The organism is Pedobacter sp. AC212, assembly GCF_979258625.1.
The window spans coordinates 856,997-878,847 of sequence record NZ_OZ409870.1; the positions used below are offsets into that span (position 1 = coordinate 856,997).

A 21,851-nucleotide genomic window follows, 5' to 3' on the forward strand; every position below is an offset into this window, starting at 1 on the left:
TCCAGAATTACTTACCGGCCTAATGGCAAAACAATTACCTCCATTTTTCGTTAAAATTTAATAATTGTTAAATAAAAAGCTTTTAGCTAGATTTGATAGCCTTTTAACAAGAGACAGTAATAATGCTGTCTCTTTTTTGTTTTTTCGTTAAAATGGTATCATATTGGCTATATAATATTGAAATGGATTTTAAATCGTTTAAAGAGATGTTGAAGAGAATATTTTTTGTAATTTTTACTGCGGCGGTACTGGCTTGCCATGCCGACCCAAAGCCACAGCCGATTGTGGAAGGCGTTACCAATGTAATGCCCGATGAGCAACAGAAGCTCGTAATCAAGGAAGTTGTAAATCTTATCGAGAGTTATAATTATAAAAAAATCCAGATTAACGATTCTATTTCATCCTTAATTTTAGATAGATATATAAAGGCCTTAGATCAGGGGAAAAATTATTTTCTTGCTTCTGATATCAAAGAATTCGAGAAATACAGAACTACTTTAGACGACGATTTCAAGAATGGTGATTTAAGCGGTCCATTTTATATTTACAATGTATATGCAAAACGTTTAAACGAATATTTCAAATACTCTTTAGCGCAAATAAAAACCAAGTACGATTTTAATCAAAACGATACTTATGTGTACGACCGTGAAAAGCTTCCATGGGCAGTTTCTTCAACTGCGTTAAATGAAACCTGGAAAAAAAGAGTGAAATATGAGTTAATCAATCTTAACTTGGCTGGTACTGCACAGGAGAAAAACGTAGAAACACTTACAAAACGTTATCAAAACCTTCAATCTCAAACTTCGAAAACTAATAATCAAGATGTATTCCAAATTTTGATGGATGCATTTACCGAATCAGTTGATCCGCACACTAACTATTTTGTACCCGCTAGAGCGACTGAATTTAACGAAGAAATGTCTCGTTCGTTCGAAGGTATTGGTGCCAGATTACAGCTCGAAAATGAAGTTGTTAAAATTTCGGAGATTATTCCAGGAGGACCTGCATTTAAAGGAAAACAACTTACCGCTGGTGACAGGATTATTGCAGTTGCTCAAGGCGATGGCGAATTTGTTGATGTAGTGGGTTGGAGATTGGATGTTACTGTTACGAAAATTAAAGGTCCAAAAGGCACAAAAGTTCGCTTGAAAGTTATTCCTGTAGGAAAAGAGATGTCTTCTAAGCCGGTAATTATCGAATTGGTTAGGGAAAAAATTATCCTTGAAGATCAATCAGCTAAGAAGAAAGTAAAAACCATCAATTCAAACGGCAAAAACTATAAAATTGGTATTATTTCTTTACCAGCCTTTTACGCAGATTTTAAAGCCGCAAATTCTGGCGATAAGAACTATAAAAGTACTACACGTGATGTGAGAAAATTAGTTGATTCACTAAAAAACATCGATAAAGTGGATGCCATTGTGATGGATTTGCGTGGAAATGGCGGCGGTTCTCTTGTGGAAGCGATTTCATTAACAGGTTTGTTTATCGATAAAGGCCCAGTTGTTCAGGTTAAAGATTTAAGAGGTAAAATTGAAGTAGATGAAGATGAAACATCTGGCGTAGCATGGGATGGTCCTTTCGGAGTCATGATTGATCGTTTAAGTGCATCGGCATCAGAAATTTTTGCAGGAGCTATTCAAGATTATGGAAGAGGAATTATTATGGGGAGCCAGAGTTATGGAAAAGGTACCGTTCAATCCTCAATTGATTTAAATAAATTGGTTAATCCTGGTATGCTGCAAAAAATTGCGGGTTTAGTTACCAGAGACAAAACTATTGGTACTTCTCCAAGCGGAGCAAATCCAGCTGATATTAATCTTGGTCAGATTAATTTAACCATGGCGAAATTTTACCGTGTAGCAGGTAGCAGTACACAACATAAAGGGGTAACACCTGATGTTGTGTTTCCATCGCTTTATCCAATGGATAAAATTGGAGAAGATACAGAGCCATCAGCATTACCTTGGGATGTAATTCCGAGCTCGAACTTCAAGGCGGTTGCTAATTTATCAGCAGTTAAAGCTGGTTTAATAAAAAACAGCGAACAGCGTATAGCAAACTCGTTAGATTTTAAATTTATTAAACAAGATATCGCTGACCTGAAAAAACGTGATGCGGAAGTATCGGTAACGTTGAATGAAAATAAATTAAAAGCTGAACGTGATGCTCAGGAAGCAAAATCTTTAGCTCGACAAAATGAATTAAGAGCGTTGAGAGGCTTGCCAGCTATTAAAAAGGGTGAAAAAGTAACGAAACAAGATACGTTTGATTTTATTGAAGATGAATCTTTAAAAGTGATGGGGGACTTTATGCAGCAATCTGGTAATTATGTGATGAATTTGGGGATTGCAACAGCACCAAAGCTATAAATCAAATGCAAAACAAAGAAGCCCGATTAGAATTATCTAATCGGGCTTCTTTCGTTAATATCAAATGTTTATGAAGGCTTAATCGGATTCTGGCTCAATTGCATAGCCATCATTTCCTTCATTGTTTTGTTCATGCCTTCGGTGCTACCATCTAAGAAAATGATATTGCCTTCGCCGTACTCTGCAAATTGTTTAATGGCTTCCGTCCACATGGTGAAGAGAATTACCGATGTGTCTAGGTTCGCTTGCTGCATTTCATGTGCCGCATTGGTCATCCCTTTTGCTACCTCTTCTCTAAACAAAGCAATACCTTGCCCACGGAGTTGAGCAGCTTCACGTTCTGCAGTTGCGGCAATTTTAATGGCATTACCATCCGCTTCTGCACCTTTTGTTTTGGTAATTAGCAAAGCCTGACCTTCATTTTCTGCAGCAGCCTTTAAGTTATTTGATGCCACCACACGACTCATTGAACGCATGATCTCTTCATCAAAAGTAATATCATTTAATTGAAGATCTTGTAAATGGTAACCCCATCCATCTAATACCTGGTCAATTTGTTCCTTTACATGCAGCACAATCTCATTACGCTGAGCCAATACGTTTGCTTGTTTTTGTGTAGCTACATAAGCACGAATGGAACCTTCAATAGTTCTGATTAATGCCTGCATTAAATTCGTTGCATCAACAAATTTAAAGGCTACGTTTTTTATTGTTTCCTCATCCTGATTAACTACAGAATATAGAAGCATGGCTTTGAAGTAAACGTTCGCCTGATCTTGCGTTACTGCCTGGAACGATAATTCTACCGAACGGTTTTGAATAGAAATACGAGAGTAAATCTGTTCAATTAACGGTATTTTGAAGTTCAAACCGGGGCGAAGCTGCCTTCGATATTTTCCGAAAACCGTTACTACAGCTATTGTTCCTTGTTTAACGGTAACAAAGGAGCTTAACAAAATAATAATTCCGATGAAACCGAGAATGTAGATCGTGTATTGCATAATAAGTTTTTTTTATGAAGTTATAAAAATTCGTAGAAACTACAGGGTTGTTTTGTAGCTTTAGTATATCCGCAAACTAAATTTATATATACATGAAAAAGAAATTGTTATTGCCAGCCGCAGCATTGTTGCTACTCGCCGCCTGTCAAAATGATAAAAGCCATCAAACCACCAGCAGCACAGATACACGAACGGTATTTTTTGACACTGCGGGGATGGACACCACCGTAAAACCTGGCGATAATTTTTTTCTGTATGCCAATGGCAAATGGATGAAAAATGTAAAAATCCCGAAAACGCAAACAGGTTGGGGGTCTTTTTATACGCTATATGATGATAACATAAAAAATCTTAAAGAAATATTAGAGAAATCTGCCAAAAGTAATGCGACAAAAGGAAGTATAGCACAAAAGGTAGGTGATTTTTATGCCAGTGGAATGGATTCATTAACCATTGAAAAATTGGGGACGACGCCAATAATGCCCTTGTTATCAAAAATTGATAATATAAAAAATGCAAACGAATTAATCAATTTCATTGCCGAGGGGTTTAAAAACGGCGAAGGCGATTTATTGGCTTTCGGAGTGGAGCCAGATGATAAAAGCAGTCAAAAAAATGCTTTGATTTTCTATCAATCAGGCATCAATTTACCAGAGCGAAGTTATTACCTTGATCAGGATGAAAAGGCTAAAAAAATAAGAGAACAATATTTGGCTTACATTTCTAAAATATTTGCCCTTTCTGGCGATTCACTAAATGGGGTGAAGTATGCCAATGATATACTTAAACTCGAAACGGCTTTAGCACAAAGTCATTTTACACCTGTTGAGCAACGCGATCCTCAAAAAAATTATAACAAGTTTGCTGTTTCCGATTTTCAAAAACAGCTTCCAAATCTCGATGTCAAGTCTGTTTTAACCAAATTAGGCGCTAACGTAGACACCATTATTGTTCGACAACCGAAATACTATCAAACACTATCAAACTTAATTAAAACACAGCCAATCCAAATTTGGAAGGAGAAATTAAAGTTCGATGCCCTAAATGAAAATGCCTATGCATTAACACAAAAATTTAGAGATGCCAGATTTGAGTTTTTTGATAAAACGCTTACAGGCCGTCAGTTACCTACGGAAAGATGGAAATCAATGGTTAATAACACCGATCTTAACCTAGGGGACCTTTTAGGGCAATTATACACAGAAGAGTATTTTAAACCAGAAGCTAAAAAGAGAATGGTAGAATTGGTTGATAATCTTCAAAAGGTGTATGAAGAACGTATTAAAAAAGTAGATTGGATGACAGCCGAAACCAAAAAGAAAGCATTGGAAAAGTTAAATGCCTTCGTAAAAAAAATCGGTTACACCGATAAATGGAAGAAATACGATGATGTAGAGATCTCTAAAACTACCTTTTTTGCAAATCTTCAGTCAGCTAAAAAACATGCGTACAAAGAAATGATGGATAAATTGGGCAAGCCAGTAGATAAAACTGAATGGGGAATGACACCTCCAACAGTCAACGCTTATTACAATCCTTCTTTTAATGAGATTGTTTTCCCTGCAGGTATTCTTCAGTTTCCATTTTTTGCCTTTAATGCCGATGATGCAATTAATTACGGAGCTATTGGCGCCGTGATTGGGCATGAAATGACTCATGGTTTCGACGACCAGGGAAGACAATATGATGCAGCCGGAAACTTGAAAGAGTGGTGGACAAAGGAGGATGCCGCCAAATTCAAAACGAAAGCAGATAAGGTTGCCGCTTTTTATGATAAATTTACACTTTTAGATAACCAACATGTAAACGGAGCGCTTACTTTAGGTGAAAATCTTGCAGATATAGGTGGTTTAAATATCGCTTATGATGCATTTAAATTAACCAAGCAAGGAAAAGGTATGGACAAGATTGATGGTTTTACCCCCGATCAACGTTTCTTCTTAGGTTTTGCCCAAGTTTGGAGAATGAAAAATCGCGATGAAAGTATGCGGGTTCGCTTAAAAACAGACCCACACAGTCCGGAAATGTTTAGAGTAAACGGCCCAGTATATAACATGGAAGCATTTTATAAGGCCTTTAATATTCCTACAACTGCAAAAATGTATGTTGCGCCAGCAAATAGGTTAGGCGTTTGGTAGGTAAGGGTTAGTTCAACAGATCATTAATCTTAAGCCACAGATTATTAGCTTTAAACGCTGAAAATTTGTGGCTTTATTTTTTTTATCCGTTGGCATAAGTAACGAATAAAACAAAAACCGCTTTATATTGTATTTACTCTGATAATTTTAAAACTATGAATATTAAACGCACTTTCGGAACTATATTAACCATTTTAGGCATCATCGGATTAATTTATGCTGGATATGGATTTGTACAACACAGTCAGCAAACCAGAGGATTGTTGGTTTACGGTATAATTGGATTGATCTTCTTCGTTTCCGGAATTGGTTTGGTGAAGAATACGAAAGACGAAGCGTAGAAGTTATTTCTGCTTCTTGCTTTTTATAATTTGATACTGGCTAAAAGCAACCAGGCATCCGGCTAAAATGATAATTCCTGCCGATAATAAATTCTTTGGATTTTGATTGATGTAGTAGGCTGCAGCTAAAACTAAAATCGCTGCGGCTATACCAATAATATAGTGGAGAATTAATCCTTTTTTCATGATTGGAGATTGAAGTTGAGACTAAGGTTGAGGTTGAGTGTCAACAGATAAGTTTTCTTTCATTACTATTTTATTGTCCTCAAATTTTAATTGATGTCCAAAAAAATCCATATCCGTTAATTCCTTTATTCGCTTAAATGCCCTGTGGTTATTATCGATAGTTAGCCTATTAACTTTATCCTGCTGTATCGAGGTTACATCAGCATAAAGAAAATCACCTTTACTATTTATCTTTAATTGTACTAATGGTGCGATTCCATTATTGCCTTTCAGGCTAAACATGCCATAAGTGCAAAAATTTCCGAGGCTATAGGCAATAAATTTATTTTTATAAACTTCCACGGCTCGGGTTACATGTGGCCCATGCCCAAGCACTACATCAGCACCAGCATCAATTACAGCATGCGCAAACTTGTAAACATTACCGCGATTTTCCCTATAAAATATTTCGTTTTTTCGTGGAACGTGTTCAAATCTGGCGCCTTCGCCACCACCATGAAAAGACACGATAACAATATCTACCTGCTTTTTCAAGCGGGCAACCAATGCTTTAGCACTATCGATTTTATTAATAGAAACCGTATTTTCATTAGGCGCAAAAGCACAGAAGCCATATTTAACGCTGTCCTTTTCAAAAATTTCGAAAGGTTTATTTACCTGTCCAGCATAATGGATTTTTAAAGAGTCTAAAACTTTTGCAGTATTTTTTCTTCCTCTGGTATCAAAATCACCAACATGATTATTGGCAATACTTAATACATTAAAGCCAGCCTTTTTATAAATACCGGCATAACGTTCTGGCATTCTAAAGGCATAACAGCTATTGGGGTTAACGCCATTGCACTTATTTGAATTACCCGAATCTAAGAAACATCCTTCTAAATTTCCGAAAACGATGTCGCCTTTCAATAAACTATCAACGGCCTGAAAACTGTTAACGGCATCATCTGGTGGTAGGTTAATTTTTGAAGGAAAAGCCGAGCCCAGCATGATATCGCCAACAGCAGTAATTGAAATGGTATCTTTTAATTTCCTGATGATGGTATCTTGTTTCGCACCAGCTGCAACCACTTGTGCTTTGTTATTGGTACAACTTAAAACAATGAATATGGTAAGAAATGATAAAATTAAGCTGCTCGAGAATTTCATTAATTAATTTATAAGGTATAAAAAAATCCTCCAAAATTGCTTCAGGAGGATCGTATGTGTTCAATCTAAAAACTTAAATTTAAGATTGTAAGTTGCTTTATTCTACTGTGAATTCCTTTTTAAACGATTCTAAGATCCGACCGCCTTTGTAAAAATAGCGGCTGTAGTAAGGTTCGTTTAAGTTGCTGATTACCACACCACGAGAACTTGATGCATGTGCAAAGCGATTATCTCCCAAATAAATACCAATATGTGAAATACTTCTGCTTTTTATTTTAAAGAAAACTAAATCGCCTTCTTTTAAATCATCTTTAGATAATGGATCTACCATGCTAAAAATATCGCGTGAATTTCTTCTGATGGTAGTGTTGAAAACTTTGTCGTAAATCGCTTTAGTGAATGCCGAGCAATCGATGCCTCTTTTGGTGTTTCCACCATAGCTATATGGCGTTCCGATCCATTCGTAAACAAACTTGTATAATTTTAAGTTTGAAGTCGCATCTACAGCAACACCCATTACTTGCGAGAAATATTGTGAAGCTAAGTTGTCGGGATCGTTTAATTCTTTACCAGATTCTTTTGTTTTTGTTTGCGCAAATGCGGCTGAGAACGTGCAAATAGCGATTAGGGATGAAAACAAAAATTTTTTAATCATGTTATACAGTTATGTTTGGGTATTCACTTACACAGTAACGTAAACCACATGGGCTTATTGTTGGTTGCCAAAAGTATTAATTATACAAATGTTATCCAAATGTAACTTGTTAAAAAGTGAAAGTTATTAACATTTCAACGTTTTCGGCTTGTTAGAAACGAAGATAAGACACCTAAAATTGTTTTGAAAAGCAAGTTTTTTTCTTCGTCGATTCCGAAAGCCCTGCTATCCATAGAATCTTTTATTGCAAAGTTACTCGCTCTAAATAGCCAGTAACATAATAGAGCTAGTAACTTTCAAAAGCAATAAAAGTATTTTCGTTCTATCAGGTTTGAACCTAGGTTGGTTCATTTGTTCTTGGTAAAATACAATGTTCCAAAATAACCACCCCCTGCCCCTCCTAAATTAGGAGGGGAGTTGCCATTGATTAACAGTCTTTTGTTCGAAGATGTTAGGTTGGTGCATCAAACCCTATTTTGTAGCAGCATATTAAGCAATAAAAGTATTTTCGTTCTATAAGGTTTGAACCTTGGTGGGTTCATTTGTTCTTGGTAAAATACAATTTTCCAAAATAACCACCCCTTGTTCCTCGTAAATTAGGAGGGGAGTTGCCATTGATTAACAGTCTTTTGTTTGAAGGTGTTAGGTTGGTGCATCAAACCCTATTTTATAGCAGCAGATTAGAATTTTCAGCATAAACCTACTCCCCTCTTTATTTTCAAGGAGGGGAGTAGGTTTAAAATCTTTAATAAAATGCACAAAGCCATGCCAACTTAAGCCCGACAGTAGCAATTATCCTTTTTTGTGGTAGATTCTTTCCTTTGATCATAAAAAATGACAAAAAAGATAATGCGAATGGCGGGGCTACTTTTACTTAAAGGCATCTGTATTTGCCTTTCAAATAAAAATTAATAAATTAGGACTTAATAGGATTTTGCAGAATTAAATTTTACCATTATTTGAAAGCGATAGCTTGATAAACTGTGATTTTAATTTCCGTAAAATCGATGATTTAGGCAAAATAGGCGGTATCAAAAACTTTTGATGAGAAAACAACTGTTAAATGTACGATTGTATTAAAGTGTATGATGTTTTTACACTTAAAAGTGCCAAAAATTACAATAAAAAAATTAGATTTGCTGTCGCAAAAAAACAAATATCCTAAAATGAGTGCAGTAGAAATAAATAAAGATACTTGGTTAAAATGGTTCGAATCGATGTTGCTTATGCGCAAATTCGAAGAAAAAACAGGCCAATTATACGGACAACAAAAAATTCGTGGCTTTTGTCATTTATACATTGGACAAGAGGCTGTAGTTGCAGGCGCCATATCTGCAATGCAAAAAGGCGATTCGATGATTACTACTTACCGTGATCACGCTCATGCTTTGGCTTTAGGTGTTAGTGCCGACAGCATTATGGCAGAAATGTATGGTAAAGCTACTGGATGCTCTAAAGGTAAAGGTGGTTCTATGCACATGTTTAGCAAAGAACATAATTTTTATGGTGGCCATGCCATTGTTGGAGGTCAGATTCCACTAGGTGCTGGTGTTGCTTTTGCAGAAAAATATAAAGGAACAGATAACGTTAATATTTGTTATATGGGCGATGGTGCTGTGCGCCAGGGTGCATTAAACGAAACTTTTAACATGGCTATGTTGTGGAAATTGCCTGTAATTTTTGTTTGCGAAAACAATGGTTATGCAATGGGTACTTCGGTACAACGTACCACCAACATGACTGATATTTATAAAATTGGTTTAGGTTTTGATATGCCATGTGCTCCGGTTGATGGCATGGACCCAGTTGCGGTACATAACGCGATGGATGAAGCAATTCAACGTGCCCGTAAAGGTGAAGGACCTACTTTCTTAGAAATGAGAACTTACCGTTACCGTGGTCACTCAATGTCTGATCCGGCAAAATACCGTACTAAAGAAGAATTAGAAGATTATAAAGCAAAAGATCCGGTTGAATTGGCAAGAGAAACTATTTTGAAAGAAAAATATGCTGACCAAGCTTGGATTGAAGAAGTAGAAGCTAAAGTTAAAGCTACCGTAGATCAAGCGGTTAAGTTTGCTGAAGAATCTCCTTGGCCAGAAGCATCTGAATTATACAAAGATGTGTATATGACGGAGAACTACCCTTACGTAATGGACTAATTTTAAAAGATTTCAATTAATTAGATATAATGGCTGATGTAATTAAAATGCCCAAAATGAGCGACACCATGACCGAAGGGGTTTTGGCGAAGTGGCATAAAAAAGTGGGCGATAAAGTGAAAAGCGGCGATGTTTTGGCAGAAGTAGAAACTGACAAAGCAACAATGGACATGGAATCTTATTGGGATGGTACACTTTTATACGTTGGTGTAAAAGAAGGTGAGGCTGTTCCTGTTGATGCTGTTATGGCCGTTATTGGTAAAGAAGGTGAAGATTTTCAGGCAGCGTTAGATGCTGAAAAAGGTGGCGAAGCTCCGAAAGCTGAAAGCGCTGAAGCACCAAAGGCTGAAGAGAAAAAAGAAGAAGCTGCCCCTGCTCAAGGTGGTGGTTTAAGCGAGGAAGAATTAGCAGCAAAAGGCGTTACCGTAATTCGTATGCCTTTGCTAAGCGATACCATGACTGAAGGCGTTATTGCTGAATGGCATAAAAAAGTTGGCGACCAGGTTAAGGATGATGATGTTTTAGCGGATGTAGAAACCGATAAGGCAACTATGGAAGTGATGGGTTATGCAACTGGTACTTTATTACACATTGGTGTAGAAAAAGGTGAGGCGGCTAAAGTAAACGGAATTATCGCCATTGTTGGTCCGGAAGGAACTGATGTGAGTGGTATTTTAGCGGGCGGTTCTGCTCCGGCTGCAAAAGCTGAAAGCAAAGAAGAAGCTCCGAAAGAAGAAAAACAAGCAACAACTGCTGATGCTGGTTCATCTGCTCCAGTGGCAGAAAGTTCTTCTGATAGTCGCGTAAAAGCATCGCCATTGGCTAAGAAAATTGCTAAAGATAAAGGAATCGATTTATCACAAGTTGCTGGTAGTGCAGAAGGTGGCCGTATCATTAAAAAAGATATCGAAAACTATAAACCTGCTGCTGCACCGGCGAAATCAGAATCAGCTCCGGCTGCTGCTGAAAAAGCTACTGCTGCTGCGCCAGTGATCCCAACTTTTGTTGGCGAGGTGAAATATACAGAACAGCCTGTTTCGCAAATGCGTAAAGTAATTGCAAAACGTTTAGCAGAAAGTTTATTTACAGCACCACATTTTTACTTAACCGTAAGTATTGATATGGATAACGCAATGGCTGCCCGTACGGCAATCAATGCTGTTGCTCCTGTTAAAGTTTCCTTCAACGATATCGTAATTAAAGCCGTTGCTGTTGCGTTGAAAAAACATCCAGCAGTTAATTCATCATGGGGTGGTGATAAAATCCGTTTCAACGAACATACTAACATTGGCGTTGCTATGGCTGTTGAAGATGGTTTATTAGTGCCTGTGGTTCGTTTTGCTGATGGTAAATCTTTATCGCACATTTCTGCTGAAGTAAAAGACTTTGGTGGTAAAGCAAAAGCTAAGAAATTACAACCTGCGGACTGGGAAGGATCGACTTTCACAGTTTCTAATTTAGGTATGTTTGGTATTGATGAGTTTACATCGATCATCAACTCACCTGATGGTGCAATTTTATCTGTTGGTGCTATTCAACAAGTTCCTGTTGTTAAAAACGGTGCTGTTGTTCCGGGTAACGTGATGAAGTTGACTCTAGGTTGCGATCACCGTGTGGTTGATGGTGCAACTGGAGCACAATTCTTACAAACGCTAAAAGGTTTATTAGAAGAGCCGATTAGATTGTTAGCGTAAGCAGTTTACAGTTTATCATTTTCAGTTTTCGAACTGAGCAATATATTAAAGCCATTCCTTTACCGGAGTGGCTTTTTGATTTGACAGCATTTTAGCCATAAATTCTCCCGCAGATTAAGGTGATTTACGCAGATCTTTGTTTGTAAGTACATTAGTATTTATAGTCCATTCACCTTTCGGAAAATGGAATTTTTGATGTCGACCGAATTGAAGTTAACAAGCAATCCCAATTTTAAACCAGAAAGTTTTAAATAAGTTAACACTTGCTTGTGGTGAACTGGAGCTAAATTTTCTACTGCTTTTATTTCGACAATAATTAATCTGTTTATTAACAGGTCGATTCTATAACCGGCATCGAGTTCGATATCATTGAAAATTATCGGCAACTGAACTTGTTGTTCAACTTGTAGGCCATTTTCAGTCAGTATATAAGCTAACACTGCTTCGTATGCAGACTCTAAAAGGCCAGGCCCCAAAGCGTTATATGTTGTAAAGATTGCTCCTCTAATTTGATAAGAAAGATCATTTTCATCCATAGTTAAATTATTTAAGTTGCCTTTGGATGATTATTCTAATGTAACTAAAAATCTGCGTGAATTTGTTCTGATTTATAGGGAAATTAAGGGTTATAGGCTAATAGTTTCAGCTGATTAACACTGATTTCGCAGATGAAAACGATTGAAGGGCACCAAATGTTGACTCTGGTTGCTTATAAAAAAAAATCTGCGAGAATCTTTTTGATCTGCGGGAGAAATCAATAGATATATGCTAATAATTTTCCGTTGATTTCGCAGATGAAAACGATTTGAAGGGCACCAAATGTTGACTCTGGTTGCTTATAAAAATAAATCTGCGAGAATCTTTTTGATCTGCGGGAGAAATCAATAGATATACGCTAATAATTTCCAGTTGATTTCCTCGAAAAATAGTAAATTTCATGAGCACCAAAATTTAACCACATAACCATCCAACAAAATCCTAAACCCTTTCTTCTTTATTTTGTTAATTAACCAAACCCCTCAATCATGGACAAAGAAAAATTAATACAAGAGGCTTATCTCGTATCACATACAATTGAAGAGAATGGAAACTTCCCTAACAATGCCAAATTACCTCTAATGATATATAAGGGTGCTTTTTTAATTCATCCAGATGATACAGATGAAGTAATTAAAAAAGTTTTTGCGCAAAATGGCTATACCAATGCCTGGGTTGATGGTATTTTCGATTATCAACATTATCATAGCAATACCCACGAGGTAATGGGTGTTTTTTGCGGTAAAGCTGAAGTACAGTTTGGAGGCGATCATGGTGTTTGCATCGAACTGGATAAAGGTGATGTTGTCGTTATTCCTGCTGGAGTTGCGCACATGAAACTGAATTCAAGTGAAGATTTTACAGTAGTTGGTGCCTACCCAAACGGGCTTGAATATAACATAAAATATGGTAAGCCTGAAGAACGACCAGAGGCAGATGATGACATTGCAAAAGTGAAAAATCCAGATAACGATCCTGTTTATGGTAGCAAGGGTCATTTATTTGAGTGCTGGTATAACCAGAATTGCGCAAATGTTTAAAACTCTTTCTATTTAACCGTCTAAAATTCTTTAATTTTCGGGTTTTAAATACACTATCCTTAATATTAATGAATTTTAGATATTTCTGTTCAGCTTTAGCGCTCTCTGTTACCCTATTTACTGCCTGCAACACCAAAAAATCGGAAGAAAAAAAAGCTGCCGATGCAAAGATCCGTGTAAAGGAAGATGATAAAGCAGATAGCCTTTTAATCGCCTACGACCCTGCCAAAGGTGATAAGTGGATCGCCGATTTTGTACAAAACCTACATAAAAAGTACGGCTTCAATGGGAATATGCTTGTTGCTAAAGATGGCAAAATTCTGTACGAGAAAGCGATAGGTTGGGCCGATTACTTGCATCGCGATAGTTTGAAAATTTCTTCTGAATTCGAACTTGCCTCCATTACCAAAACGTTCACTGGAACCGCTATTATGCAACTGGTCGAGGCCGGAAAACTTTCGTTAGATGATAACGTCAAAAAATTCTTCCCAAATTTTCCTTATGATGGAATTACAGTAAAACTATTGCTGACACATCGTAGTGGAATGATGAATTATGTTTATTTCATTGATGACATTTGGCGTAAGGAAAAACGCAACATGAAAAAAGGGGTGAGTAACCAAGAAGTAATGGATGTGATTGCAGAACGCAAGCCAAATCGTTATGTGAAACCTGATGATCGCTTTCACTATAACAACTCCAATTTTATGGTATTAGGGGCAATTATTGAGAAAGTAACAGGTCAACGTTTTTCTCAATATATGATGGAGCATATTTTCAAACCTGCAGGGATGAAAAATACTCACGTTTACAGTACGACTGAATATGAAAAAATTCCTGTTGATGTAGTCGGGCATGATCGCAATAGCTTTAGATACTCTGTTGCCCAAAACTTTTTAGACGGACCAGTTGGTGATAAGGGAATTTACAGCACTGTTCATGATCTGGTGCTTTATGATAAGTATCTAAAAAATGGAAGGTTACTTAGCAAAAAAAGTACTGACTCATCTTATGTTGGTCGCAACAAGCCTGTTAACGGGCACTTTAATTACGGCTATGGATGGCGGATGTTTGATGGGGAAAAGATGGACAAAGTAGTTTATCATACAGGCTGGTGGCACGGTTTCAGACATATCTACGTTCGCGATCTTGACAAAAATATTATTGTAATTTTTCTGGGGAATTTGACCAACGGAAGTTTAATGCATCTTGATGATTTATACAAACACCTGGGCATGCCGATAATCAGAAAAGGTGCCTACCACGGCAATGGCAGCTTGCCAGGAAGCGATGAAGATTAAATAATCTAAACCTCGCAGGTTTCAAAAACCTGCGAGGTTTTTTTTATAATAGCGTTCGAAAACAATTTTAGGTAAATTTAACTTATTAATAAAACAACAAATTATGTTCGATAAATTATTAGCAGCGCAACAAAAAGCGGAAGAAATTAAAAAGCGTTTAGATACTATTTCTGTTTTTGGAGAGGTGGAGAACGGCGCCATAAAGATTACAGCAACCGCAAACAAAGCAATAACAGGCGTTTCAATTAATGAAACATTTTTGGAAAATGCAGATAAAGAAGAGTTAGAAGAATTGTTATTAACGGCAATTAACAAAGCTCTGGCTAATGCCGAAGAGGTTAGTGCTACAGAAATGCAAGCCTCAGCCGCAGATATGTTAGGTGGTTTGGGCGGAATGTTTGGTCAATAAATTAAGTTTTTTACTACTTCTAAATTTATATTCACCTTCGATAAACGCGTTATGACATTTACTTATTACGGCCAATCTTGCTTCCTTTTAGAGGCAGATGGAAAAAAATTTCTTTTTGATCCTTTTATAAAATCAAACCCTTTAGCGAAAGATATTGATACCTCTAAAATTGAGGCTGACTATATTTTAGTTAGTCATGGTCACGGCGATCACGTTGCAGATTTAGTTGAGCTGGCCAACCAAACCGGTGCAGAGGTGATTGCAATGGTTGAAGTAGCCAAATGGATTAAAGAACAAGGGATCGAAAAGGTAACTGATATCAATTTTGGGGTTCAGAAGCTTTCTTTTGGTAAGCTGCGTACAGTTTGGGCGGTGCATAGCAGTTCAAACCCCGATGGTAGTTACGGTGGCAACCCTGCTGGCTTCGTGTTGGAGTTAGGCGGAAAACAGATCTATTTCGCCGGCGATACAGCATTAACTATTGAAATGAAACTCTTGGCTGATTTGTACAAGTTAGATTATGCCATTTTGCCTCTTGGCGGTCATTACACCATGGACGTTGATGATGCGATCATTGCAGCAAAATACATTAACTGCGATCAAATCATAGGTGTTCATTACAATACTTTTCCTCCGATCAGCATTGATGAAGATGAGGCTGTATCAAAATTCAAGAGAGAAAGCAAAACCTTATTGTTGCCAAAAGTTGGAGAAACAATAGCATTGTAAAAATAGTAAGCCACAGATTTGCAGATCTTTTATTAACTGGAAATTTGTGGCTTATTTAAATTCTGATAAAATAAAAAAGGGTTCCGATTTTACATCAGGAACCCTTTCAAATTATAAAACTAAACCTAATTCTTTTTAGCGGCAGCTTTGTTTGCTTTGTAACGCATGTCAGCTGTTCCATCTTTTTTTGTTGGACCAACAACTTTCGTTACAGCTTTTGTTTTATTTTCTTTAAAGCGCATATCTGGTGTTCCATCAGCTTTCATTTTTGCAGCGGTGGTAGTCGTTTTAGTTTCTACCTTTTTAGCTTCCGATTTTACACCTGCTTTTACAGGTGCAACAGTAGTTTTTACTTCTTTTTTAACAACTGTTTTAGCTTTAGCTGGCGTTGCTGCTGGTGTTTGTGCAAATGCTGTAGTTAAACCAAATGCTGCGATTGCGATTAAACTCAATAATTTTTTCATGTCTTTAATTTTTTTTTACTCGTTTATTTGTTGATATAAAATTGATTAATCGGGATGAAGTTTTAATGAAGATAAGAATAAAATTTCTTAATGTGCAGCAAGCCAATTATCTCCTTCACCAATTTCAACAACGATTGGAACCGTTAATTTAATCGCATTTGCCATTTTATCTTGAATGATTGCTTTCATCACCTCTTTTTCAGATTTCAATACATCAAACACCAACTCATCATGTACTTGCATGGTCATCGTTGATTGTAGGTTTTGCGCTTTCATTTCTTTGTGAATATTGATCATTGCAATCTTAATCATATCGGCGGCAGAACCTTGAATTGGTGCGTTAATGGCATTTCGTTCTGCAAAACCACGTACGGTTTGATTTGCAGAATTAATATCACGCAAATACCGCCTTCTGCCCATTATGGTTTCTACAAAGCCATTTTCACGGGCGAAGTTCATCGTATCGCTCATGTAACGCTTAATACCAGGATATTGAGTGAAATATTGTTCGATAATGTCAGCAGCCTCTTTCCGCGGAATACCTAAGTTCTGCGAAAGTCCGAATGCAGATTGGCCATAGATTATTCCAAAGTTTACGGCCTTTGCATTTCTGCGTTGCGTACTGTCAACCTCTTCAATGCTAATTCCATATACTTTTGCGGCGGTAGCGGTGTGGATATCGATATTTTTGCTGAATGCATCGAGCATGTTCTCCTCTTTGCTAATTTCAGCAATAATCCTCAACTCAATCTGCGAATAATCCGCAGAAAGCAGAATGTGGTTTTCATCACGGGCAATAAAAGCCTTCCTTACTTCGCGACCGCGTTCAGTGCGAATAGGGATGTTTTGTAAATTCGGATTGTTAGAACTCAACCTCCCTGTGGCGGCAACAGCCTGATTATAGGATGTGTGCACTCGTCCCGTTTTCGGATTTACCATTAAAGGCAAAGCGTCTACATAAGTCGATTTCAATTTTTGCAACTGGCGAAAATCCAGGATATCTTTTACGATGTCGCTTTTACTGGCTAAGGCGGTAAGCACATCTTCGCCGGTTTGGTACTGACCTGTTTTAGTTTTTTTTGCTTTAGGGTCTAATTGAAGTTTATCGAATAAAACTTCTCCCAATTGTTTTGGAGAGGCTAAATTGAATTTTATCCCTGCTTTATCATATACATTTTGTTCAAATTTAATGATATCGGTTTCCAGCTCTTTTGAGTAGGCGATAAGGGTGTCAATATCAATCCTTACACCTTCTTTTTCAATGTCAGCAAGAACATAAACCAATGGATTTTCAATTTCCTCTGCTAATTTGGCAGCATTAAGTTCTTTCAATTTCGGCTCAAAAATATGGGCCAGCTGCAGCGTTACATCGGCGTCTTCGGCAGCATAATCTACCACATCAATCACTGGAACATCACGCATGGTTAATTGATTTTTACCTTTTGCGCCAATCAATTTGGTAATGGAAATTGGCGAATAACCTAGATAGTTCTCAGAAAGTACATCCATCCCATGACGCGTATCCGGATCGATAAGGTAGTGAGCAAGCATGGTATCGAACAACTTTCCCTTTACTTGCACACCGTACCATTTCAGTACTAATATGTCATATTTTGTGTTCTGTCCGATTTTTTCTATCTGCTCATTTTCAAGCACCACCCTAAACTCATCAACTACCGCCTGTGCTTCTTCTCTTATTGCCGAAACGGGAATGTAATAGCCAGACCCTGGTTTTATGGAGAAGGATAATCCAACCAGCTCAGCCATGTTAGCGTCAGTGCCAGTCGTTTCTGTATCAAAAGAAATCCTTTTTTCAGCTAGCAAAAGCTTAATTAAATCTGCTCTTTGCGCTGCCGTTTCTACTAAAACATAATCATGCTCGGTATTTTCAATCGTTTTGGCCGGAAGTTTTTCCGCCGGTTCTTCTTCAATGGTATCGGTATATTGAATCGCTTCGCCAGATTGATTTCCGAAAAGATCAGTTTGTGTTCCTTCCTGAAACCTCGCTGTAGTTACTGAAAATTCATCTCCAAAAACCCGTCTGCCGAGTGTTCTAAACTCCAGTTCGGTAAACAATGGTTCCAATAAATCGCGACTAGGGTCGCAAAGTTCTAAGCTGGCTTCATCTAACTCGACAGGTACATCAAGCTGAATTGTGGCTAATTTTTTTGAAATTAATCCTTGCTCCGCAAAATTCTCTACATTTTCTCGCTGCTTACCTTTGAGTTCGTGTGAATGCGCAATAATATTCTCCATCGAACCATACTGCTTGATGAGTGCTTTCGCAGTTTTTTCACCAATACCAGGGATTCCTGGGATGTTATCAACGGCATCTCCCCATAAACCTAAAATATCGATAACCTGCAGTACGTTTTCTATTTCCCATTTGGTTAAAATCTCTTTCACACCCAAAATTTCCATTCCATTACCCATACGAGCTGGTTTGTAAATGAAAATATTTTCTGATACCAGTTGTGCAAAGTCCTTATCAGGCGTCATACAAAAAACCTGATAACCTTTTTGTTCTGCTTTTTTGGCCAATGTTCCGATAATATCATCGGCCTCATAACCATCGGAAGTAATTACCGGGATATTAAAGCCGGTAATTAGTTTGATTACAAAAGGCATGGCGGCTGCTAAATCTTCAGGCATAGCCTGCCGATGAGCCTTATATGCTTCGAAAGAGGTGTGTCTTTCTGTAGGGGCTTCGGTGTCGAAAACCACGGCAATATGTGTAGGTTTTTCTTTCTTTAATACATCCAGCAAAGTATTGGTAAAGCCCATAACGGCCGATGTATTTATTCCTGTGGAGGTAAAACGGGGATTTTTACTCAACGCAAAATGTGCCCGGTACATCAGCGCCATCCCATCTAAAAGAAAGAGTTTTTTATTCATATGATAAAAGTAACCAAAGTTCCCCATAACCGTAAACAGGTTTTTCAACAAAAAACAAATTCTTTTATTGAATTAATGTATTTTCAACATCATCAATAAAAAACGCTTTATGAAAACATTCCCTACGCTGATTTTTTGTCTGATTATTGGCTTTGCAAAGGCTCAGCTTCCTTCCGATTCGCTAATTACTTACATCACTTTTGAAAATTTAAAAGGCTATAGCAAAGGCTATGGAACGTCGGTAGAAAGACCGATCGCCACTGGTGCATTTACTAATCTTGCAGATAGATCTTTATTGAAATTGCGCATGGCCAAATTGGAAAGTTCGTTTAGGTGGCCAAACGGTACTGCAATTGATTTTACAAGTAGATCGAGCACCGCTGGTAAGTCTGGAATTGTAGACCGTTATACCTTAACTAATCCTTCTACCAAAGAGCAGGTTGTGCTATATGTTGATCCTTACCATACTGATTCCCTTTACTACATTCCTGAAGGATTGGTATTGGTATCGAAAGAGATGTTGGCACGGGAAATTGCACCACATTTACTTAAAATTGAAGCAATAACTAAAACAGCTGATGTTTTTGTAGATGCCAAGCAGTTGATAAATGAAGAAATGCAGTACCTCAATATGAAGGTAGGAATTGCTTCTTTTGTAGACCGAGAGAATTTAATTAAAGTATTTTCGGATACGCAGGCAGATAATGATTTGAAAAATTTTCTCTTTAATATTTACGTGCTTAATAAATTTTATGCCCTAGGTAAAAATCTATCGAATGCTAAAGGTTATGCTTATGGTAAAATGAAAGATGCTTTTTTAAACTTCCAACAAAAACACAGCGATATAAATGCTGGTAACATTAAAATTAACTTGAATTAATACATTTCAATAATTTGTAGCGTTATTTGTGAGAAGCACAGTCACGATGAAAATTTTATTAAGTATTCTTTTATTTCTCTCTGTTGGTACCGGTTCCTTCGCTCAGGATTTCATTCTTAAAAATAATGATGATGTGATCCGTGGTACTATAAAAGGTACCGATTATTTCTCTGTATTAATTAGTGCAAATGACGAAGCTGATGTTATACTTCCAGCGAAGGATGTAAAGAATTTTTTCTGGAATGGCGATAGCTACCTAAGTAAGGGCTTTGCTAATGGCCGTAATTTTGAATATCGTTTTGTGAAAGTGATTGAATTGGGAGCCGTTAACCTTTATGCTTTCGGAGGAGGAACTTTGATGCCACCGACAAAAGATAAAAAAGTAAGGTTTAGGCCTTCAGTTGGTATTGGAACTGGAACAGGTGGATTTGGAGGCATGGGAATGGGTGGAGGAATCAATATTGGTGGAGGAAGAAGTGCAGCGCCAGAGCGACCAGCCGGAGCACCTGCTGTGCGTTATTTTATTGAAAAGCCAGGTGCTGGTCCGTTACAGGAAGTACCCATGAAAGCCATTACCGATGAAGATAAAAAAGCAAGCGTGAAAACAATTTTGCTTCAAAAAATCGGAGATAATGAGAGTATAAAAGCTAAAGTGGAGAATAGTGTATCGTTTGATAGTCGCGAAGTAATTGAGTTGATCAAAGCGTACAACTCCACGAAAAAATAGCTGCTCTTATCTGGCGCAACAGTTTAATAAATGATCATTGACCATTCCGGTGGCTTGCATAAAAGCATAACATATGGTGGTTCCAAAAAATTTGAAGCCACGCTTTTTCATGTCTTTGCTAATGGCATCAGATAATTCTGTTCTGGCAGGAACGTCACTCATCTTTTCTATATTATTTTCGATAGGTTTTCCAGCAGGAATAAATCCCCAGATGTAGCTTGAGAAGCTCCCAAATTCCTTTTGTATTTCGATAAATAATCTGGCATTCGTAATCGCACCACTTACCTTTAACTTGTTCCTGATGATGCCCGGATCGTTCAATAGCCGTTCTACATCTTGATCATCAAAAGCTGCTACTTTGCCTACTTCAAAGTTCGCGAACGCATTCTTGTAATTTTCTCTTCTTTTTAGAATGGTAATCCAACTTAAGCCGGCCTGTGCTCCCTCCAACAGTAAAAACTCAAATAATATTTTATCATCATAAACAGGCTTTCCCCATTCTTCATCATGGTATTTTACGTAAAGTGGGTCGGAAGTTGCCCAGGAGCAGCGTGTTTGTGAGTTTTGAGTTTGTAGTTGGGAGTTTTGCATAAAAGTATAATTTGCCAATGATTTATTTATAAACCGATCGTCATCTCGACTGAAGCGCAGCGAAATGGAGAGATCTATCTAAGCAGATTTCTCGGCTGCGTTGCACTCCGCTCGAAATGACGACTTTGTGTATTGTGATCGTTCTAGGAAATATCACTCTAAACACCCATCTCTCAACTACCTAAAAGTTCATCCCAATACTCTACCGCTCTTCTATAATGTGGAATAACGATACTGCCACCTACCAAATTAGCGATCATGAAGATTTCGTTCATTTCATCACTGTTTACGCCTGCACCATAACATTTCCCTAAGTGATATTTAATGCAATCATCGCAGCGCAAAACCATTGAAGCCACCAGGCCTAACATTTCTTTTGTTTTGACGTCAAGGGCACCTTCGGCATAAGAAGTGGTATCCAAAGCGAAGAAACGTTTGATGTTTGTATTGGCAGTTTCCATTATTCTATCGTTCATTTTTTCACGATAGCCGTTAAATTCTTCTACTAACTTTCCCATAATAATTTTTGAATGATTGAATTTTTGAATGATTAAATTTTGATAATTGGAAATTCCAA

The 21,851-nt window shown here is 37.4% G+C and carries 20 protein-coding genes; 11 read left to right on the forward strand and 9 right to left on the reverse strand.

Annotation, left to right across the window (positions count from 1 at the left end; all coding sequences use genetic code 11):
* Positions 1-206: 206 nt before the first annotated feature.
* Positions 207-2,375 carry a carboxy terminal-processing peptidase gene (locus ACZZZC_RS03685; RefSeq protein ID WP_463484890.1) on the forward strand — a complete coding sequence of 723 codons (2,169 nt, stop codon included), beginning with the start codon at positions 207-209 and terminating at the stop codon, positions 2,373-2,375.
* Positions 2,376-2,443: 68 nt separating this feature from the next.
* Here the strand turns inward: ACZZZC_RS03685 and ACZZZC_RS03690 are convergent, their stop codons facing one another.
* A complete protein-coding gene (locus ACZZZC_RS03690; protein WP_463484891.1) occupies positions 2,444-3,376 on the reverse strand; it encodes an SPFH domain-containing protein in 933 nt (310 codons plus the stop codon).
* Between the two features lie 92 nt (positions 3,377-3,468).
* On the opposite strand from ACZZZC_RS03690, the gene ACZZZC_RS03695 reads away from it, so the two are divergent.
* Both ACZZZC_RS03695 and ACZZZC_RS03700 read left to right on the forward strand, forming a co-directional pair.
* Positions 3,469-5,514, forward strand: a complete 2,046-nt coding sequence (locus ACZZZC_RS03695) for a M13 family metallopeptidase (protein WP_463486624.1) — start codon at positions 3,469-3,471, stop codon at positions 5,512-5,514.
* Between the two features lie 155 nt (positions 5,515-5,669).
* Positions 5,670-5,855 (forward strand): hypothetical protein, encoded by a 186-nt coding sequence (locus tag ACZZZC_RS03700; RefSeq protein WP_265798593.1) that lies wholly within the window; start codon positions 5,670-5,672, stop codon positions 5,853-5,855.
* 3 nt (positions 5,856-5,858) lie between these two features.
* Here ACZZZC_RS03700 and ACZZZC_RS03705 read toward each other — a convergent pair whose 3' ends face one another.
* From ACZZZC_RS03705 to ACZZZC_RS03715, 3 genes are all read right to left on the reverse strand, one after another.
* Entirely contained in the window at positions 5,859-6,041 is a 183-nt protein-coding gene (locus ACZZZC_RS03705) for a hypothetical protein (RefSeq protein ID WP_463486625.1), read from the reverse strand.
* Between the two features lie 21 nt (positions 6,042-6,062).
* Entirely contained in the window at positions 6,063-7,190 is a 1,128-nt protein-coding gene (locus tag ACZZZC_RS03710) for a CapA family protein (RefSeq protein WP_463486626.1), read from the reverse strand.
* A 97-nt stretch (positions 7,191-7,287) separates the two neighbouring features.
* Positions 7,288-7,845: a C40 family peptidase gene (locus tag ACZZZC_RS03715; RefSeq protein ID WP_056848253.1), complete on the reverse strand. Its 558-nt coding sequence runs from the start codon at positions 7,843-7,845 to the stop codon at positions 7,288-7,290.
* Positions 7,846-9,011: 1,166 nt separating this feature from the next.
* Here ACZZZC_RS03715 and pdhA point away from each other — a divergent pair.
* Together pdhA and ACZZZC_RS03725 are read left to right on the forward strand one after the other, a co-directional pair.
* The gene (pdhA, locus tag ACZZZC_RS03720; RefSeq protein WP_056849234.1) at positions 9,012-10,007 is read left to right on the forward strand and encodes a pyruvate dehydrogenase (acetyl-transferring) E1 component subunit alpha; all 996 of its coding nucleotides are present in this window, start codon (positions 9,012-9,014) and stop codon (positions 10,005-10,007) included.
* A gap of 29 nt (positions 10,008-10,036) precedes the next feature.
* Positions 10,037-11,701 (forward strand): 2-oxo acid dehydrogenase subunit E2, encoded by a 1,665-nt coding sequence (locus ACZZZC_RS03725; protein ID WP_463484895.1) that lies wholly within the window; start codon positions 10,037-10,039, stop codon positions 11,699-11,701.
* A gap of 158 nt (positions 11,702-11,859) precedes the next feature.
* On the opposite strand, the gene ACZZZC_RS03730 is transcribed toward ACZZZC_RS03725, so the two are convergent.
* Positions 11,860-12,237 (reverse strand): GxxExxY protein, encoded by a 378-nt coding sequence (locus tag ACZZZC_RS03730; protein WP_463484896.1) that lies wholly within the window; start codon positions 12,235-12,237, stop codon positions 11,860-11,862.
* Between the two features lie 489 nt (positions 12,238-12,726).
* Here ACZZZC_RS03730 and ACZZZC_RS03735 point away from each other — a divergent pair, with 489 nt between their 5' ends.
* The 4 genes from ACZZZC_RS03735 to ACZZZC_RS03750 all read left to right on the forward strand — a co-directional run bounded on the left by ACZZZC_RS03735 (position 12,727) and on the right by ACZZZC_RS03750 (position 15,717).
* On the forward strand, positions 12,727-13,278 hold the full coding sequence (locus tag ACZZZC_RS03735) for a cupin domain-containing protein (protein WP_463484897.1): 552 nt from the start codon (positions 12,727-12,729) through the stop codon (positions 13,276-13,278).
* A 68-nt stretch (positions 13,279-13,346) separates the two neighbouring features.
* Positions 13,347-14,579, forward strand: a complete 1,233-nt coding sequence (locus ACZZZC_RS03740) for a serine hydrolase domain-containing protein (protein WP_463484898.1) — start codon at positions 13,347-13,349, stop codon at positions 14,577-14,579.
* A gap of 103 nt (positions 14,580-14,682) precedes the next feature.
* Positions 14,683-14,988, forward strand: coding sequence for a YbaB/EbfC family nucleoid-associated protein (locus ACZZZC_RS03745; protein WP_056848259.1), 306 nt, complete (start codon positions 14,683-14,685; stop codon positions 14,986-14,988).
* 51 nt (positions 14,989-15,039) lie between these two features.
* Positions 15,040-15,717 carry a metal-dependent hydrolase gene (locus tag ACZZZC_RS03750; protein WP_463484899.1) on the forward strand — a complete coding sequence of 226 codons (678 nt, stop codon included), beginning with the start codon at positions 15,040-15,042 and terminating at the stop codon, positions 15,715-15,717.
* A gap of 125 nt (positions 15,718-15,842) precedes the next feature.
* On the opposite strand, the gene ACZZZC_RS03755 is transcribed toward ACZZZC_RS03750, so the two are convergent.
* Together ACZZZC_RS03755 and polA are read right to left on the reverse strand one after the other, a co-directional pair.
* Entirely contained in the window at positions 15,843-16,181 is a 339-nt protein-coding gene (locus ACZZZC_RS03755; protein ID WP_463484900.1) for a hypothetical protein, read from the reverse strand.
* Positions 16,182-16,268: 87 nt separating this feature from the next.
* Positions 16,269-19,076, reverse strand: coding sequence for a DNA polymerase I (gene polA / locus ACZZZC_RS03760; RefSeq protein WP_463484901.1), 2,808 nt, complete (start codon positions 19,074-19,076; stop codon positions 16,269-16,271).
* 109 nt (positions 19,077-19,185) lie between these two features.
* On the opposite strand from polA, the gene ACZZZC_RS03765 reads away from it, so the two are divergent.
* Both ACZZZC_RS03765 and ACZZZC_RS03770 read left to right on the forward strand, forming a co-directional pair.
* Entirely contained in the window at positions 19,186-19,956 is a 771-nt protein-coding gene (locus tag ACZZZC_RS03765) for a hypothetical protein (RefSeq protein WP_463484902.1), read from the forward strand.
* Between the two features lie 46 nt (positions 19,957-20,002).
* The gene (locus ACZZZC_RS03770) at positions 20,003-20,683 is read left to right on the forward strand and encodes a hypothetical protein (RefSeq protein ID WP_463484903.1); all 681 of its coding nucleotides are present in this window, start codon (positions 20,003-20,005) and stop codon (positions 20,681-20,683) included.
* Between the two features lie 6 nt (positions 20,684-20,689).
* On the opposite strand, the gene ACZZZC_RS03775 is transcribed toward ACZZZC_RS03770, so the two are convergent.
* Positions 20,690-21,274, reverse strand: a complete 585-nt coding sequence (locus ACZZZC_RS03775) for a DNA-3-methyladenine glycosylase I (RefSeq protein ID WP_463484904.1) — start codon at positions 21,272-21,274, stop codon at positions 20,690-20,692.
* Positions 21,275-21,447: 173 nt separating this feature from the next.
* Complete coding sequence (locus ACZZZC_RS03780; RefSeq protein WP_463484905.1) at positions 21,448-21,792, reverse strand: carboxymuconolactone decarboxylase family protein; 345 nt, start codon at positions 21,790-21,792, stop codon at positions 21,448-21,450.
* Between the last annotated feature and the right edge of the window lie 59 nt (positions 21,793-21,851).

Excerpts from the sequence above, each read along its gene's own strand:
- ACZZZC_RS03685 (WP_463484890.1), top strand. The coding sequence starts at position 207 with ATGTTGAAGAGAATATTTTTTGTAATTTTTACTGCGGCGGTACTGGCT.
- ACZZZC_RS03690 (WP_463484891.1), bottom strand. The coding sequence starts at position 3,376 with ATGCAATACACGATCTACATTCTCGGTTTCATCGGAATTATTATTTTG.
- ACZZZC_RS03695 (WP_463486624.1), top strand. The coding sequence starts at position 3,469 with ATGAAAAAGAAATTGTTATTGCCAGCCGCAGCATTGTTGCTACTCGCC.
- ACZZZC_RS03700 (WP_265798593.1), top strand. The coding sequence starts at position 5,670 with ATGAATATTAAACGCACTTTCGGAACTATATTAACCATTTTAGGCATC.
- ACZZZC_RS03705 (WP_463486625.1), bottom strand. The coding sequence starts at position 6,041 with ATGAAAAAAGGATTAATTCTCCACTATATTATTGGTATAGCCGCAGCG.
- ACZZZC_RS03710 (WP_463486626.1), bottom strand. The coding sequence starts at position 7,190 with ATGAAATTCTCGAGCAGCTTAATTTTATCATTTCTTACCATATTCATT.
- ACZZZC_RS03715 (WP_056848253.1), bottom strand. The coding sequence starts at position 7,845 with ATGATTAAAAAATTTTTGTTTTCATCCCTAATCGCTATTTGCACGTTC.
- pdhA (WP_056849234.1), top strand. The coding sequence starts at position 9,012 with ATGAGTGCAGTAGAAATAAATAAAGATACTTGGTTAAAATGGTTCGAA.
- ACZZZC_RS03725 (WP_463484895.1), top strand. The coding sequence starts at position 10,037 with ATGGCTGATGTAATTAAAATGCCCAAAATGAGCGACACCATGACCGAA.
- ACZZZC_RS03730 (WP_463484896.1), bottom strand. The coding sequence starts at position 12,237 with ATGGATGAAAATGATCTTTCTTATCAAATTAGAGGAGCAATCTTTACA.
- ACZZZC_RS03735 (WP_463484897.1), top strand. The coding sequence starts at position 12,727 with ATGGACAAAGAAAAATTAATACAAGAGGCTTATCTCGTATCACATACA.
- ACZZZC_RS03740 (WP_463484898.1), top strand. The coding sequence starts at position 13,347 with ATGAATTTTAGATATTTCTGTTCAGCTTTAGCGCTCTCTGTTACCCTA.
- ACZZZC_RS03745 (WP_056848259.1), top strand. The coding sequence starts at position 14,683 with ATGTTCGATAAATTATTAGCAGCGCAACAAAAAGCGGAAGAAATTAAA.
- ACZZZC_RS03750 (WP_463484899.1), top strand. The coding sequence starts at position 15,040 with ATGACATTTACTTATTACGGCCAATCTTGCTTCCTTTTAGAGGCAGAT.
- ACZZZC_RS03755 (WP_463484900.1), bottom strand. The coding sequence starts at position 16,181 with ATGAAAAAATTATTGAGTTTAATCGCAATCGCAGCATTTGGTTTAACT.
- polA (WP_463484901.1), bottom strand. The coding sequence starts at position 19,076 with ATGAATAAAAAACTCTTTCTTTTAGATGGGATGGCGCTGATGTACCGG.
- ACZZZC_RS03765 (WP_463484902.1), top strand. The coding sequence starts at position 19,186 with ATGAAAACATTCCCTACGCTGATTTTTTGTCTGATTATTGGCTTTGCA.
- ACZZZC_RS03770 (WP_463484903.1), top strand. The coding sequence starts at position 20,003 with ATGAAAATTTTATTAAGTATTCTTTTATTTCTCTCTGTTGGTACCGGT.
- ACZZZC_RS03775 (WP_463484904.1), bottom strand. The coding sequence starts at position 21,274 with ATGCAAAACTCCCAACTACAAACTCAAAACTCACAAACACGCTGCTCC.
- ACZZZC_RS03780 (WP_463484905.1), bottom strand. The coding sequence starts at position 21,792 with ATGGGAAAGTTAGTAGAAGAATTTAACGGCTATCGTGAAAAAATGAAC.